The 13,753-nt window shown below is 34.9% G+C and carries 15 protein-coding genes and 1 pseudogene; 6 read left to right on the top strand and 10 right to left on the bottom strand.

What is annotated here, in order from left to right:
* From BM098_RS13765 to BM098_RS10200, 6 genes and pseudogenes are all read left to right on the top strand, one after another.
* Nucleotides 1–182, top strand: a pseudogene (locus tag BM098_RS13765) (IS4 family transposase); the annotation flags it as partial.
* A 136-nt stretch (nt 183–318) separates the two neighbouring features.
* On the top strand, nt 319–1,302 hold the full coding sequence (locus tag BM098_RS10220; protein ID WP_089833018.1) for a helix-turn-helix domain-containing protein: 984 nt from the start codon (nt 319–321) through the stop codon (nt 1,300–1,302).
* Nucleotides 1,303–1,535: 233 nt separating this feature from the next.
* Nucleotides 1,536–1,991: a GNAT family N-acetyltransferase gene (locus tag BM098_RS10215; RefSeq protein ID WP_089833016.1), complete on the top strand. Its 456-nt coding sequence runs from the start codon at nt 1,536–1,538 to the stop codon at nt 1,989–1,991.
* Nucleotides 1,992–2,153: 162 nt separating this feature from the next.
* Complete coding sequence (locus BM098_RS10210) at nt 2,154–2,756, top strand: NAD(P)H-dependent oxidoreductase (RefSeq protein WP_089833014.1); 603 nt, start codon at nt 2,154–2,156, stop codon at nt 2,754–2,756.
* A gap of 23 nt (nt 2,757–2,779) precedes the next feature.
* Nucleotides 2,780–3,535 carry a polysaccharide deacetylase family protein gene (locus tag BM098_RS10205; protein ID WP_089833012.1) on the top strand — a complete coding sequence of 252 codons (756 nt, stop codon included), beginning with the start codon at nt 2,780–2,782 and terminating at the stop codon, nt 3,533–3,535.
* 149 nt (nt 3,536–3,684) lie between these two features.
* The gene (locus BM098_RS10200; RefSeq protein WP_089833009.1) at nt 3,685–4,662 is read left to right on the top strand and encodes an ABC transporter substrate-binding protein; all 978 of its coding nucleotides are present in this window, start codon (nt 3,685–3,687) and stop codon (nt 4,660–4,662) included.
* A 267-nt stretch (nt 4,663–4,929) separates the two neighbouring features.
* On the opposite strand, the gene BM098_RS10195 is transcribed toward BM098_RS10200, so the two are convergent.
* The 10 genes from BM098_RS10195 to BM098_RS10150 all read right to left on the bottom strand — a co-directional run bounded on the left by BM098_RS10195 (nt 4,930) and on the right by BM098_RS10150 (nt 13,647).
* Nucleotides 4,930–5,874 carry a sugar kinase gene (locus BM098_RS10195; RefSeq protein ID WP_089833007.1) on the bottom strand — a complete coding sequence of 315 codons (945 nt, stop codon included), beginning with the start codon at nt 5,872–5,874 and terminating at the stop codon, nt 4,930–4,932.
* 1 nt (nt 5,875) lies between these two features.
* Nucleotides 5,876–6,526: a bifunctional 2-keto-4-hydroxyglutarate aldolase/2-keto-3-deoxy-6-phosphogluconate aldolase gene (locus BM098_RS10190; protein WP_089833005.1), complete on the bottom strand. Its 651-nt coding sequence runs from the start codon at nt 6,524–6,526 to the stop codon at nt 5,876–5,878.
* A 49-nt stretch (nt 6,527–6,575) separates the two neighbouring features.
* The gene (locus tag BM098_RS10185) at nt 6,576–7,343 is read right to left on the bottom strand and encodes an IclR family transcriptional regulator (protein WP_159430165.1); all 768 of its coding nucleotides are present in this window, start codon (nt 7,341–7,343) and stop codon (nt 6,576–6,578) included.
* 215 nt (nt 7,344–7,558) lie between these two features.
* Nucleotides 7,559–8,929, bottom strand: coding sequence for an MATE family efflux transporter (locus tag BM098_RS10180; RefSeq protein ID WP_089833000.1), 1,371 nt, complete (start codon nt 8,927–8,929; stop codon nt 7,559–7,561).
* Between the two features lie 207 nt (nt 8,930–9,136).
* Nucleotides 9,137–9,886, bottom strand: a complete 750-nt coding sequence (locus BM098_RS10175) for an SDR family NAD(P)-dependent oxidoreductase (protein WP_089832997.1) — start codon at nt 9,884–9,886, stop codon at nt 9,137–9,139.
* Between the two features lie 30 nt (nt 9,887–9,916).
* The gene (locus BM098_RS10170) at nt 9,917–11,824 is read right to left on the bottom strand and encodes a heparinase II/III domain-containing protein (protein ID WP_089832996.1); all 1,908 of its coding nucleotides are present in this window, start codon (nt 11,822–11,824) and stop codon (nt 9,917–9,919) included.
* Nucleotides 11,821–12,306: a hypothetical protein gene (locus BM098_RS10165; RefSeq protein WP_089832994.1), complete on the bottom strand. Its 486-nt coding sequence runs from the start codon at nt 12,304–12,306 to the stop codon at nt 11,821–11,823. The genes BM098_RS10170 and BM098_RS10165 overlap by 4 nt, the downstream gene beginning before the upstream one ends.
* Nucleotides 12,303–12,680, bottom strand: coding sequence for a hypothetical protein (locus tag BM098_RS10160; protein ID WP_234987480.1), 378 nt, complete (start codon nt 12,678–12,680; stop codon nt 12,303–12,305). Before BM098_RS10160 ends, BM098_RS10165 begins: the two co-directional genes overlap by 4 nt.
* Nucleotides 12,681–12,736: 56 nt before the next feature.
* Nucleotides 12,737–13,147 (bottom strand): hypothetical protein, encoded by a 411-nt coding sequence (locus BM098_RS10155; RefSeq protein ID WP_089832990.1) that lies wholly within the window; start codon nt 13,145–13,147, stop codon nt 12,737–12,739.
* Nucleotides 13,144–13,647: a hypothetical protein gene (locus tag BM098_RS10150; protein WP_089832988.1), complete on the bottom strand. Its 504-nt coding sequence runs from the start codon at nt 13,645–13,647 to the stop codon at nt 13,144–13,146. Before BM098_RS10150 ends, BM098_RS10155 begins: the two co-directional genes overlap by 4 nt.
* Between the last annotated feature and the right edge of the window lie 106 nt (nt 13,648–13,753).

Raw genomic sequence — 13,753 nt, 5'->3', positions numbered from 1 at the left:
ACGAAATTAATGAACTTGATTGGGCTCATGCATTATATCAGCTCTTCGAGCTTCTTGAAGATACCCTTAAACAAACAAATAATAAAATACAAAATATTATCAAAAGTCAACTCCAACAATGGTTTGATACCTTACCTAGTTACATCAAGGCCTATCTGCCAATTTTGGGGTGCGAAAGTTGAGTTATAAACAAATCCTAATTTGTCCTGTTTTTACAACGTTGCAACCACGAGTTGACAAAGTTCCAACTAGGGTTGATAGTGCTTCAGAGCGGGTATTGCTACAATAATGGTATCAAAAGAAGGAAGGATGATTTAAATGATCCTCGCGGATAAACTCATCAAACTAAGAAAACAATTTGGCTTTTCACAAGAAGAACTCGCCGAGAAAATGAACGTCTCGAGACAATCAGTCTCAAAGTGGGAAAGCGCATCAAGTATTCCTGATCTCAATAAGATTATTAAGCTGGCTGATATTTTTAATGTTAGTACCGACTACTTATTAAGAGATGATATTGAAGAAACAGAACAAGTGACAGAAGATACAGATCCGCTCTTAAAACAAGTATCACTAGAAGAAGCGACTGAGTATGTTGAGAAAAAATACCAAACCATTAAATCTGTCGCTAAAGGGGTGTTGTTATGTATTTATGCGGTGATTCCACTCTTCTTCTTTCTCGCCTTAGCTGAAAGTGGAACCTTACCAGAAAACATTGCCGTTATATTTGGTCTTATGTCATTATTTTTGATTATCGCAATTGCTGTTGCGATTTTCATTCGCAGTAACCAATATGAAACATTGTTTAACACGTTTGAGAAAGAACCGTTTGAACTCACTTACGGTGTGGATAGTGTTTTTAAACAAAAGCTAGAAGATTTCCGGCCTACTTATCACCGGCGCGTGTCCCTATCGGTTGCAATGTATATTCTCTCGGCGACACCACTGATTACGATGAGTCTTCTCGGGGCATCTGAAACAGTTGTTTTACTCATGCTTGTGACGTTAATGTTTATTGTTGGCTTAGCCACTTACCTCCTTATCCCGGTCGCAACGACATTTAGTGCCTATCAATGTGTACTCGGTGAGGGTGAATTTTCAAAAGAAAAGAAAGCGGGCGCTAGCCGGGAGGAACAACTTGCGGCTTTTTACTGGCCACTCGTGACCGCCATATATATTGGTTGGAGTTTGTGGACGATGCGTTGGGGCATTACTTGGATTGTCTGGCCGATTGCTGGTATTTTATATGCTTCACTACTCGGTCTTGTAAACTTATTGTCTAAGGATAAGCATGGATTTAATTAAAGACAGGCCTTATTAGAGCCTGTCTTTTGCTCTAAAAAATTTCTTACACTTTACGGTTTATTATTTTTCAAATTGTCATTCGCGATACGAAGTGCTATACTTTTAGTATTGTTTGTGAATAACTTAACAAAAAAGCGTAATTAGAAGTTCTAAAAGGTAAGTTATATGAGAAGGTGTAATATGTACAAGTGTATTGAATTATGTGAAATATACAGGATTTTTCAGGTGCGAAAATGATTATTAGAGAATATCAACCAAGTGATTGTAAAGCGCTAACCAAATTATTTTATAATACCGTTCATACAGTTAATTCAAACGATTACACAAAAGAGCAACTGAATGTATGGGCGACTGAACAAGTAGATTTAGAAGAATGGAATCGATCGTTTCAAAAGCATTACAGCTTAGTCGCTGTTGAAAACAAGATCATCGTAGGATTTGGAGATATAGATAGCAATGGTTATCTTGATCGTTTGTTTGTTCATGTATATTATCAAGGGAAAGGCGTTGCTACTGCTATTTGTAATGAGTTAGAGCAAACTATTAATGGGAGAATTGTCACTCATGCTTCTATTACAGCAAGACCCTTCTTCGAAAAAAGAGGTTATAAGGTTAAAAAAGAGCAACAAGTAGAAATACAAGGGGTTTCTCTCACCAATTATATCATGCAAAAAGTAGATGAATTCTAATTTACAGACGAGCTATGGAGACAAGGTCATTAGATTATTGTATGTGACGTGTCATATAATAATTTATACATAAACCATAAAAACATAAGTTTGCTTTATATAATTCAAGTGAAATAACCGCTTATATTTAGATACACAAAAAACATATAAAGGAGAATAAATATGAAAGCATTGGTTATATTTGCACACCCTCGGAAAGAAAGTTTTTCGCACGCTTTATTAGAGCGGGTAACATCCACACTAAACGAAAAACAATATGACGTTACAGTAAGGGATTTATATGCGATGGACTTTAACCCCATCCTTGATTCCGAAGATACGATTCACATCGAAGGGGACCAGTTCGTCAGGGAAAGTAACCATTACCCGCCAGATGTTCAAATCGAAATGTCACACTTATTGGAGAATGACTTATATATATTTATTTTCCCAAGTTGGTGGAATGGTATGCCGGCAATCATGAAAGGCTATATTGATCGGGTGTGTCAACATGGATTCTTTTATAGCTTTGAAGATAAAACAGTGGCTGATCAATTCAAAGGAAAACGTGCTTTGTTTTTCACCCCTACTGGTCAACCTCAAATGATTAATGGCGAAGAGAATCCCCTAACAGCCGCCATGAGAACAGTCACATCAGGGTGGCTATTTAACGCCAATGCCATCGATGTTATTGACCACACCTTTTATGGTCGTGTTCCTTATATGAGTAGAGATGAACTTGAACTATATCTACAAGATGCCGAAGAAAAAATACGCGCTTTATAATACATTTAAGAAAGGAAAAACTGATGACATTTAGAACATTGATGTACCATGAAGTAAGACTTGCAGACGAATTTAACCCAGACCATAAGAGTCACATTGATGTAGAACAAGAGTATAACGATATCTTACCTTCGCCTCTGTTTGTAACCTTAGAGCAATTTGAACAACAGATGCTCTATCTATACGAAGCGGGCTATCACACCTTAACTATTGACGAAGTAAACGCTTTTTACTATGAAGGGACTTCTTTACCTGAAAAAAGCGTCTTACTCACATTTGATGATTGCTTTCAATCACTCAGACACTACACGTATCCCGTGTTAAAGAAATACGGATTCACGGCGCTAAGTTTCGTTGTTACAGGTTGGCTACATAATGAACCAAAACCCTTTAACCCTAATACGTCTACCTGTCTTACCGAGAGTGACTTAACCAAGATGACAGACGTATTTACGTTTTGCAACCATACTCACCACTTCCATCAGCGTCGCAACGAAACGACGAGTATAATGATGACTGAATCAGCCGATGCATTTCTTTATGATTTAGCAACATGTAATAGTTATGCGGTTGTGACCGAAAAAAATGTCTTTGCCTATCCATTTGGTCTATTTAATGACGAGAACATGGAGACATTGAAAAAGGCCAATTTCCGTCTTAGTTTTACAACTGAGCCTGGTGTTAATACAAAAGACACAGAACCTCTTAAGCTCCACCGAGATGTTGTTCCTTATATGATGCCATATGAAGGATTTAAACAACTTGTATCAGAAGATTAATACCAGTCAATCATCACTTAAACGCTAACCCGCCTGATTTATCGAAGCTACGGCGGATCAGGCGCAGCTTATAACTTAATTAGCGTATGCACCAATTGTCACACAAACGAAAAATAAGAAACTTTTATATGACGAAGGGATTAATGAAGATGAAAAAAAAATTACACATACTGTTTATATTATTGCTAGGCTTAAGTTTACTTGCAGCCTGTGGATCAAATGATGAGACAATAGAAGAAGAAAATACAGATGCTGCTTCAGAAAATATTTCACCAACAGGCGAAAAGATCACCATTGGCACACTTCCAGCAGAAGGCAGTTTACCAATTATTCTCGCCTTAGAAAAAGGGTATTTTGAAGACTTAGGTGTCAATGTTGAGATTAAAACATTCACCTCACCTAATGACCGGAACATCGCTTTACAAGCAGGTGAATTAGATGGGACGATTGGCGACGTGATGACAGCAGCAGCCTTCGTTGATAAAGGTATTGCACTAAAAATCACATCTGATATCAATGAAGATTTTAAAATTTTATCTTCGCCTGATTCAGGTATCACGTCGATGAAGGAGTTAGCTAATCAAGATGTTTCTCTCGTACCAAACTTTATTTTGGAATACATTATGGATGAATTCGCAGCTGAGGGTGACTTCAGCTACAATATTGTTGAAATACCATCATTTGCTGGTCGGGCAGAAGCTTTACTTGAAAACCAAATTGATGGTGTGATTTTTACTGAGCCCCAAGCCGGTCTGCTCGTTCAACAAGGCGCTCATTTACTCGGAAGTTCAAAAGAAGCTGGAATTAAAGGCGGAACGCTTATCTTTACGGAAGAAACTATCACTGACTATCCCGCTGATTTAACCGCTTTTTATCAAGCTTATAACCAGGCTGTTGACTACATGAATGAAACAGACGCTACTGAGTACAGTGACATACTATCCACCTATCAATTCCCTGAGACGATGAGTACTTACCTTAACAATAAGCCTGATTCATATGAGCACGCTGGTGTGATTGATGAAGACCAATTTAATCGGATTATTGAATGGACCGAATCTAAAGGATTAATCACTAGCACTTATTCAGATCATCAATTGACACATTTCGAATTTATTCCTGAATAATTTATATTAACAGTACTTATTCGCGTTATTAATGAACAATGCGATGACAATTCTCCAATTAAAACGCCCACCCATTATGGCAGCTTAATGGGTGGGCGAAAAAGGTTTAAAAATATACATAATTACACAACTACATCAACTGGATATACAAAAATACAGCATATCCACTATTTCTAGTGGTCTCTTCATAGATTGTTTTATCGCATTAAGGCGAGAAGACACCTTCCTCAAACATTCCTGAGAATGTTAGGTGAGGGTAGTTCAATTTTAGTTAAAACTCTCTATATAAGCTTCTAATTTATCTTTTGTAGGTAGGTTTTGGTTATCCCCCACATATTGTACTTGTAAAGCGCCTATGGCATTCGCATACTTAGCGCTCTTTGCCCATGAATAGCCACTTAAGTATCCATGGATAATTCCTGCAGCAAATCCATCACCCGCGCCTACTGTATCGATAACCTGTTCTACTTTGAAACCTTTGACATTCTCTGTTTCTTTATTTATTTCTGATACATAAGCACCTGCTTCTCCACTTTTAGTAATAACAACCTTCACACCTAAATCGAGATAAAATTGAGCAATATCTTCAATAGATGAAGAACCCGTAAGTATTTCTCCTTCTGCGATTCCTGGAAGAATGACATCAGCATAACTAGCCATTTCATTAATAACCTTAACCATTTGTTCTTCTGACTCCCAAATTGATGGTCTTAAGTTAGGGTCCAATGTGATAAATACACCCGCTTTTTTAGCTTTTTTCACAAGTGAAAATAACGCCTCTCTAACGGAAGTATTAATTGCTAAAGGAATACCCGTAATATGAAGTAATTTTACTGAATCCATCTCTAATTGATTGACATCTTCTAATGAAAAGGTGGTAAAAGCACTGTGACTTCGATAATACGCAATAGCTGGATCACCTTGCTTTACTCTGCTTTTCAACATAAGTCCTGTTTTATGGCTTTCAGAAAAGAGCATGTGCTCTGTATTAATATTTTCAGAGGTTAAGTATTTTACTATACTCTCACCTATCGGATCTTTTCCTATTTTTGTGACATACTCAACTGTGTGACCTAAACGAGACAAACCTATACTGACATTAAGTTCTGCACCAGCTACAGACCTTTTAAAGTTTTCAACGTCCACTAAATCTCCATAATCTGTCGCGTTCAATAATCCCATCGATTCTCCGATTAATATAACTTCGCTCATTCTACTCACCCTTTTTTAAACTATTGTACTTATCAACAAATGCTTGCGCATTTTTTGTGACGATACTATAATCATCAGCAGACATTCCCTTTGTTAAAGCGCTTCCTATTCCAACAGCCCAAGCCTTATTATCAATCCATTGATTCATATTATCTAAGCTAACCCCGCCAGACGGCATCATTTCAGCATATGGGATAGGGCCATGAACATTCTTTATAAACGCAGGACCTAATATTCCACCTGGGAATACTTTTACAACCTCAACACCCGTTTCCATAGCATCATTTATTTCTGTGACTGTTGCGCAGCCTGGTAAGTAAGGAATTGCATATCTATTACAGATTCGAGAAATTTCCTTATCAAAATGCGGACTTACAATAAACTCAGCACCTGAAATGATAGCGATTCGTGCCGTTATCGCATCCATTACTGTTCCCGCTCCTACTACCATATCTGACTGCCCATATTTTTTTGATAAGTTTTTAATAACATCATCCGCCTGAGGAGTTGTAAATGTTACTTCTATATTTTTTATTCCCCCCGCATATACCGCTTCTGAAATATTAATCGCATCTTCTGTTGTTTCTCCTCTAACAACAGCAAATAAAAAATTATTTTTTAATTGCTCTAAAATTCGCTGCTTTTTTGTCATAATAGCCTCCTAGATTTTGATTACGTACTATCTTTGTTAAAAGAATCTTTTATTTCATAACAATCTCATCATTATCATCAAAATAACCTAATTTTCTTGAAATGATATTTGCGGTTTCTTTAACCGCCTTAATTTCCTCTTTTATATCTCTTAGCTCGTCATATAACCCACTAATACTTATAGCCGTAATAACCTTTCCTTCTACATCATAGATAGGTGCGGAAACACAATAAAGTTGCTCATCATCTTCCCTATCATCTATCGCATAGCCTTGCGTTCGAATTGCAGCCAGTTCTTTTCGCAACTCTGATGCGTCAGTAAAAGAACGTGACGTTTTTGGTTTAAGTTCTTTTTTCAAAGCTGCTTCTGCTATATCTGCATTATAAGCCAAAATAACCTTACCTTGAGCAGTCGTGTGTAAATTCGATTGACTTCCGATTGAACATGTAGAGCTAACACTTCGTTTTGATTCACTCTTGTAGATATACGTTAAATGATCTCCTGCTAACCTACCTAAGAAAACCGTGTTATTTAATTTAGTTGATAAGTCATCGACATGTTTCATAGCAATATCATAAATGTTAATATTATTTACATATTGACGACCAATCAAGAAAGATTTCATACCTATACTGTAATATTTAAGTTTTTCATCCGCAATTTCTAGCATACCTGTATAAACCAATGATTTTAAAATATCACTCACACTTGAAACAGGTGCGCCTATTTCTTTTGAAATCTCAGATAACGTGATGCCCTTATTATGATTAGATACAAGTTCCATTATACTTATGGTTCTTAATACAGTTTTATTCACAATGTCTCCCTCTCTCATCTTCCTTATTCTACACTCTAAATAATTATTACACACAAAATTAAAAGTATCCACCTGTAAAATGTCACTATGACGAAATAAGTTTTTATATACAAGAGAGGAATTGACATGCTTAAACATATCAATATTTCATAAATAATGTACCTCATTGTTCTTATTAACAACACTTATGCAAACATTTAAACATACTTTTTCATTCAAATTGTGCGAAAGAGTTGCGCTTGTTTTCTTTTTTGGAAGTAAAATGATGCAACAGCAACGGCTATATTACTTAACAACATACCAAACCAAATGCTATATGCACCTATGTTACCAAATTGAGACAAAACAACAATGATAGGAATCCGAAATACGTATAGCCTAGCTACACTAATCAATAAATTATATTGCGTCTGTCCTGTTCCTTGAAAATATCCAATGATTATTTGCATAACAGCCCAAGGGATTGCCGAAATAGAATAAATTGAGATTGCATCTATTGTGTGATTTAAAACATCAGCATTTCCATTTGAGAATATTGCAGCTACCGGCTCTCTAAAAAGAATCAGTATACCTATAAGGACAGTAGATAAAATGCCGCTAATTTTAACACCACTAACAACAATATTTTTAACGCGATCCGTTTGCTTAGCGCCTAAATTCTGAGATACAAGAATAGATGTCCCTGTACCGAATCCCGTAAGAAACCTAAAGATGACAGAATTGATTCTATTTGTTACACCAAAAGCTGTAAGGACATTCACTCCATAAGACAATGCATATTTATTAACAATGACTTGACCAAATGACATAGAGGATTTTTCTATTATGATTGGAAAAGCAATCCTCAAAAGTTCTGCCATTTCTCTGAATTTAATGGAAAACAAACCTGCTACAGTAATGATTCTATTTTTAAAGAACAAATCATATAGGGCAAAAAGCGCAATAATAACATTACCTATAAATGTAGAGAAAAGCACACCTGAAAACCCTAAATCAAAGATAACAATCGTAGCATAAAGTGAAACAAGTTTTACACTAATAGAAAAGGTGTTAATCACGGTTACCGCTACAGTTTCTCCTCTTGCTCGCTTAACTCCATAATATGAATGATTAAAAAATAATAATAGAATATTAACTGATAAAATCTTAAAATATAACGTTGCTAACTCTAGTAAACTTTGATCAATAGAGAAAATCCTTAGAAACTCCTCTGTAAAGAAAAACACAAATAACGCTGCGGTACTACCTATTAAAAGTGCCAATATAAGTAATTGATGAATGATCGTTTTGCCATCTCCACCTCGACCTATTTCTTTACCAATCATACTTGTACTAGCAATCGCCAAACCGTTACCTATCGCTACAAATAAACTTTCAATCGGTTGTACGAAAACGATTGTAGCAAGTTCTATGTTCCCAATTTGTGAAACAAATATGATATCCATTAAGCCATATAAGCTATAAAATAAATTATTTATTGCTACTGGTGTTGCAATTTTCATTATGATCCGATTAATATTACCTGTTAGTATTTCTGCTTTACCCACTGTATTACCATTCACGTTAATAATATCCTCAGCTCTCATTCTCAGGCTAAATTGAAGCCATTATCACAAATCAATCTATTTTTCATACATAGAATTAATTTCAGTATATATACTATAAAATAAAGAACCTTAACGCGAGTTAGTCGGAGACCTTCCGCAACCCACGATAAGGTTCTTCTCTTTAACTATACACTTATTGAAAACGATAACTTCTTAATGATGTTTTGACTTACGAGTCGTTTATCCTTATAAGAAGTCTTGACCACCGTTTACTTGAATAATTTCTCCTGTCAAGAAAGAAGCTTTTTCACTTACTAAGAATTCAATGACTGTTCCAACTTCTTCTGGTTGTCCTAAGCGTTTAAGCAAGACATTATTTTTCCATGAGTTAAATACTTCAATATTTGTTTCTTTAATTTGTTTATGGAAGTCTGTATCAATTGTTCCCGGTGATACGGCATTTACACGAATGTTGTATTCAGCTAAATCTTTTGCTAATGCTCGTGTTAAAGTAACAACCGCTGCTTTTGATGTTCCATAAATACCAGCGCCCGGGCCGCCCGCATTCCAGGCTGCATTAGAGGCAAAGTTAACAATCGATCCAGATTCGCTCTTCTTAAGCATTGGGATTGCCGCTCGTGAAATATAGAAAACACTGTCTAAGTTTAAAGCTAAAACTTTGCGGTAGAAAGCTGTGTCCATATCTTCAAAACGTGAGCGTCCACCTAAACCACCTGCATTGTTTACTAAAACATCTAAGTGATCGTATTTTGCTTTAATTTCTTTAAATCCTTCATTAACTGCTTCTTCTGATGTAACATCAAAATAATAAATATCTACTGGAATATCTAAATCTGTTAATGTTTTCTCCGCGTCTTTCCCTTGTGCTTTATCAATTCCATTAAGAATAATAGAATAGCCTGCTTTTCCTAAGATTTTAGCTGTTGATAAACCAATACCGCCGGTTGCCCCTGTAATCATTGCTATTTTTTTCATATCTTAATCTACCTCCATTTTTATGTTTGTTTATTTTAATGTTCTCCATTCCATTACAAACTTTTCATGAGTTCCTTTGGTTCTTAGTATGAGACTTGTTCGCCAATCAGAAATTGGATTACTAGGTGATTGAGCAATAAATATTTGATGATTTTCTACATTAATATCACTAACAATACTTTCCCCATCAAGATCCCACTCTAGATTGATGACGTTTTTGTTATCAGGTACTTTTATTTCTTTAATATCTTTGAAATATTGGTAGCCATTATTCTGAAAATCTAAAGTTCCTGGTTCAATAACCTCAAAATCATCTTCGAGATTCGTTTGTAATTTTGCCTCTACATGAAATATATGGTCATAAACATGTTCATCTTCAGATTCAACAGTAAATACACTATTAAACCCATTTTCCAACATCTTTATTTCTCTTATAAAATCAACACCTTTAACGATATTAACTGCTTTAGCTTTGATACTACGTTCAGAGAACGCTAACTTTTGTCCTTGTTCAAAAGATGTGTGATCCCCTCCATCAATAACAACTGTATTGTGAGATACCGTCTTTCGGTGCCACTCATTACATACCATTGATCCATAGCCTGAGTTGGATAAATCTCTTGATAATGTAATATTATTCATTAAAACTTCAATCGTCATCTTATCAGGATGAGCATGAGAAGGCCCATTATGACCATACTTCATGAAAACATCAATATTATTATTCTTAAGCAAAGCATAATTTGATTTTTCCATATCGACAGATTGTATATTTTTAACTATACTCTTTTCTTTTACAACTTCAGGCATTAACAGAAGCTGTTCAAGAGAAATATCATTGTTATAATAGTACGGTTTTGATAATGGAATTTCACCTCGTTCAAACGGTGACGATATAATATCTTTAAATATTGAATATACTTGATCAGATACTCCAAATAATTTTGCACCGATAGCATAAATATAAGAGTAAGTTTTAAGGTTAATATTCGGCCATCCATCATTTGGGTTTGGTAATTCATGATTTGAAAACGCATAGTTATATGCTGAAATGAGCATTTTTTTAATGACAGCCTCTTCTTCAAATGAATGTTCGTATCTTTGTGAGAATAAAGCTAAATAAGAGACACCTTCTAGTGTAAAGAAGTTATAATGAATGGAACCTTCATACCAAAAACCATCCGCTGTTACACCTTCGCGCAATTGGCGGTTAATATTGTACTCACCTTCAAAGGTGAATCGGATCATCTCTTCATTGTTAGCGAACAGTCCAATCACACCGATAGCACTATTTAACCAACAAGAGATATTATGCACTTTATTCACTTGTGGTTTTGCTAGCATAAAGAAATCATGACTAAACTTATTCTCAATCTTCTCTAACATGTCTTTCGGTAATTCTGTCTTCACTAATTCTAAAGCGGTGAAAATCCGAATAAAGAAAATAGATTCATTTAGGCACTGTGGCATTATTCTAGCTGATCCCCAACCAAAGTCTTCAATATCTTCATAAAAATTATCTTCTTTATTATGAAGTTTAAAATCAGTATATGTATCAAAATAGAAATTTGATATTGACAGAACCACATCTAAATATTTTTTTTCTTGTGTCACTTTATATAATACAGCTGATTTTAAAACATTCACGGCCGCTTCATTTCGATAAATAGTTCGCCAAACTCTTGTCAATAGTGGTGAGGTATATTCTTCACCACAGAGGGAGCATTGGTGTACATCTTCATTATTGGGGTTATAAGTTAAAACATTTCCATCTTTTTTACAAAAATAATGATGGCCCCAAGCACTTGTTTTTTCCGGAGTATCACTGAAGTTATCATGATAAGTAACGACTTCTTTTTCCATTTGAGTTAACATGTTTTGAATTTCCGGATTATTCTTTAATCCAATTTCTAATTTTGATTCATCAAAAAAAATCATCGATAGATAACACTCCTTTTAGATTTATACCACGTATAAATACCTGCTAGCGTTCTAGCATAAACCATATACAAAATCCCGAATAAGATAGGTTCTCCCATAATCACAGGCGTTTGTGCTGATTGAGTAAAGACCATTTGTAAAACTGCATTAATCAATTGATACGTAAACATAATAAGTATCACAATGAAGATAGACTTAACTACGCTAAAAAGACGGTGCACAATTTTTTGACCAAGGGTTCTCTCCATGTACTTTACACGCGTACCTTCACCACTAAATTCTGCTAAAATCGGGCCGACGATAAAACTATCCACAAGCCCAATTCCTACACCTAGAAAAAACACTAAATCCAACAAGCTCGTTTTTGCAATACCTGTCCCCCACGCAATTAAGAAATACATAGCACCCGCAAACCAAAACTGGGCAAAGCGTGAGATATTTTTGGGTGTTAATAATTTACTGTAGATCTTTTTAATCATTTTAATCCCCTACTTGATTTTTTAGCTGTGATTAACAACGCCACTGTTCCAATAAAATAGATAATAACAGTCGCAACAATTAAACTAAATGATAATGAAATTTCACTAAAATCTACAGATCTTGGATCTGCTCGATCTTGAATGAATAATAGAATTGTATAGCCCCCCGTTAAAACGGTTGCTAAGGCTGCTAATACTGTCTGTACTACACTTGCCCGGTCCCATGATCTAAAGCCAAATAAGATAGCGAGATAAATTACACTACTAAAGACAAATAGGAACAGGTAGAAACCAATTTCTCTGACAAATAAGAGCGATACTGCCGCTATATGAACTTGCGAGAAAGCTAAACCAATTATTACTGAAATTATCATGATGAATTTTATTATTTGAAATTTAGTTGATTCAATCATTTCAATACCCCAATCTTTTAACCGTTATATTCAGCCATTTTTTTGTCTAAGTATACATTTCTTACTTGATCTTTTTTAATTGTTACGAGTAAAGCCAGTATTAAACTTATAATGCTAACAACCATTAAAACTGACATTAAAAAACCGTTTTCAGGTAGTTCTGGAAGGAAAAATAACCTTATTGTTTGTACAGCAATTAATAAACCACACATATACATTCCTGTTTTTTTATACAACTTCAACTTAACAGCAATTAAGAATGATACTAAAGAAATAATAATCGTTAACAACACATAAATACCTAACCTGAAGCCGATGGCCATGTTGTTTAAAGTTACTAAAGCGACATAAGCGTTAAGAGCTAAAAACAGCATTACTAAAGAATAAGCAGGTTTGTTTTGTTCATAATATATTTGTGATCTTTTCACGATTCTTTAGCTCCTTTCGAAGTATTCAGGAGATTTTTAAACATAATTAACATCATGAATATAACAATGATAGTAGGTAAGATAATTGACATATTCATAAAGAGTGATGGGTCTTCTAATGGTTGTAATGACCCGAAATCTAATCCATTATATTTGTCAATAAACGTAGGAATCGTTTGTAGTAAAACTACAATACGGATAATAGCAAGTACGTTCACCAATCCTAGTGTAGCGATCCAAAACCAATTCCTTTTTTTTCTGGATATACCCGTTATAAGACAAAAAATACTACCCAAAACTAAAATGATTGATGCATTAAACATATACTTATTGACTACTTGTAGTTCTTTATAATATTGATAAGTACTTTCTGTCCCTCCATAGAAAAAATCATAAAATGGAGTCATAAATCCTAGTGTATAGATAAAATAGATAATACTAAATATTAGGGTAATCCATACAATGGGTATTATTTTACTGAATTTTAATTTACTTGCCATTTTGATACCTTCTCTCCTTACCGATTTCTGATCCAAGTCTAGAAGTTTAGAATCATCCTCCCTGCGTTTACTTACGCAAACACAGGGGGGTGATTTCTTTTAATGT

The organism is Halolactibacillus halophilus, from assembly GCF_900115605.1.
GTDB classification, from domain to species: Bacteria; Bacillota; Bacilli; order Bacillales; family Amphibacillaceae; genus Halolactibacillus; species Halolactibacillus halophilus.
This window is presented reverse-complemented; position numbering and strand designations above follow the sequence as displayed.

What these genes read in the sequence shown, in the direction of transcription:
- BM098_RS10220 (WP_089833018.1), top strand. Translation starts at nt 319, where the DNA reads ATGATCCTCGCGGATAAACTCATCAAACTAAGAAAACAATTTGGCTTT.
- BM098_RS10215 (WP_089833016.1), top strand. Translation starts at nt 1,536, where the DNA reads ATGATTATTAGAGAATATCAACCAAGTGATTGTAAAGCGCTAACCAAA.
- BM098_RS10210 (WP_089833014.1), top strand. Translation starts at nt 2,154, where the DNA reads ATGAAAGCATTGGTTATATTTGCACACCCTCGGAAAGAAAGTTTTTCG.
- BM098_RS10205 (WP_089833012.1), top strand. Translation starts at nt 2,780, where the DNA reads ATGACATTTAGAACATTGATGTACCATGAAGTAAGACTTGCAGACGAA.
- BM098_RS10200 (WP_089833009.1), top strand. Translation starts at nt 3,685, where the DNA reads ATGAAAAAAAAATTACACATACTGTTTATATTATTGCTAGGCTTAAGT.
- BM098_RS10195 (WP_089833007.1), bottom strand. Translation starts at nt 5,874, where the DNA reads ATGAGCGAAGTTATATTAATCGGAGAATCGATGGGATTATTGAACGCG.
- BM098_RS10190 (WP_089833005.1), bottom strand. Translation starts at nt 6,526, where the DNA reads ATGACAAAAAAGCAGCGAATTTTAGAGCAATTAAAAAATAATTTTTTA.
- BM098_RS10180 (WP_089833000.1), bottom strand. Translation starts at nt 8,929, where the DNA reads ATGAGAGCTGAGGATATTATTAACGTGAATGGTAATACAGTGGGTAAA.
- BM098_RS10175 (WP_089832997.1), bottom strand. Translation starts at nt 9,886, where the DNA reads ATGAAAAAAATAGCAATGATTACAGGGGCAACCGGCGGTATTGGTTTA.
- BM098_RS10170 (WP_089832996.1), bottom strand. Translation starts at nt 11,824, where the DNA reads ATGATTTTTTTTGATGAATCAAAATTAGAAATTGGATTAAAGAATAAT.
- BM098_RS10165 (WP_089832994.1), bottom strand. Translation starts at nt 12,306, where the DNA reads ATGATTAAAAAGATCTACAGTAAATTATTAACACCCAAAAATATCTCA.
- BM098_RS10160 (WP_234987480.1), bottom strand. Translation starts at nt 12,680, where the DNA reads ATGATAATTTCAGTAATAATTGGTTTAGCTTTCTCGCAAGTTCATATA.
- BM098_RS10150 (WP_089832988.1), bottom strand. Translation starts at nt 13,647, where the DNA reads ATGGCAAGTAAATTAAAATTCAGTAAAATAATACCCATTGTATGGATT.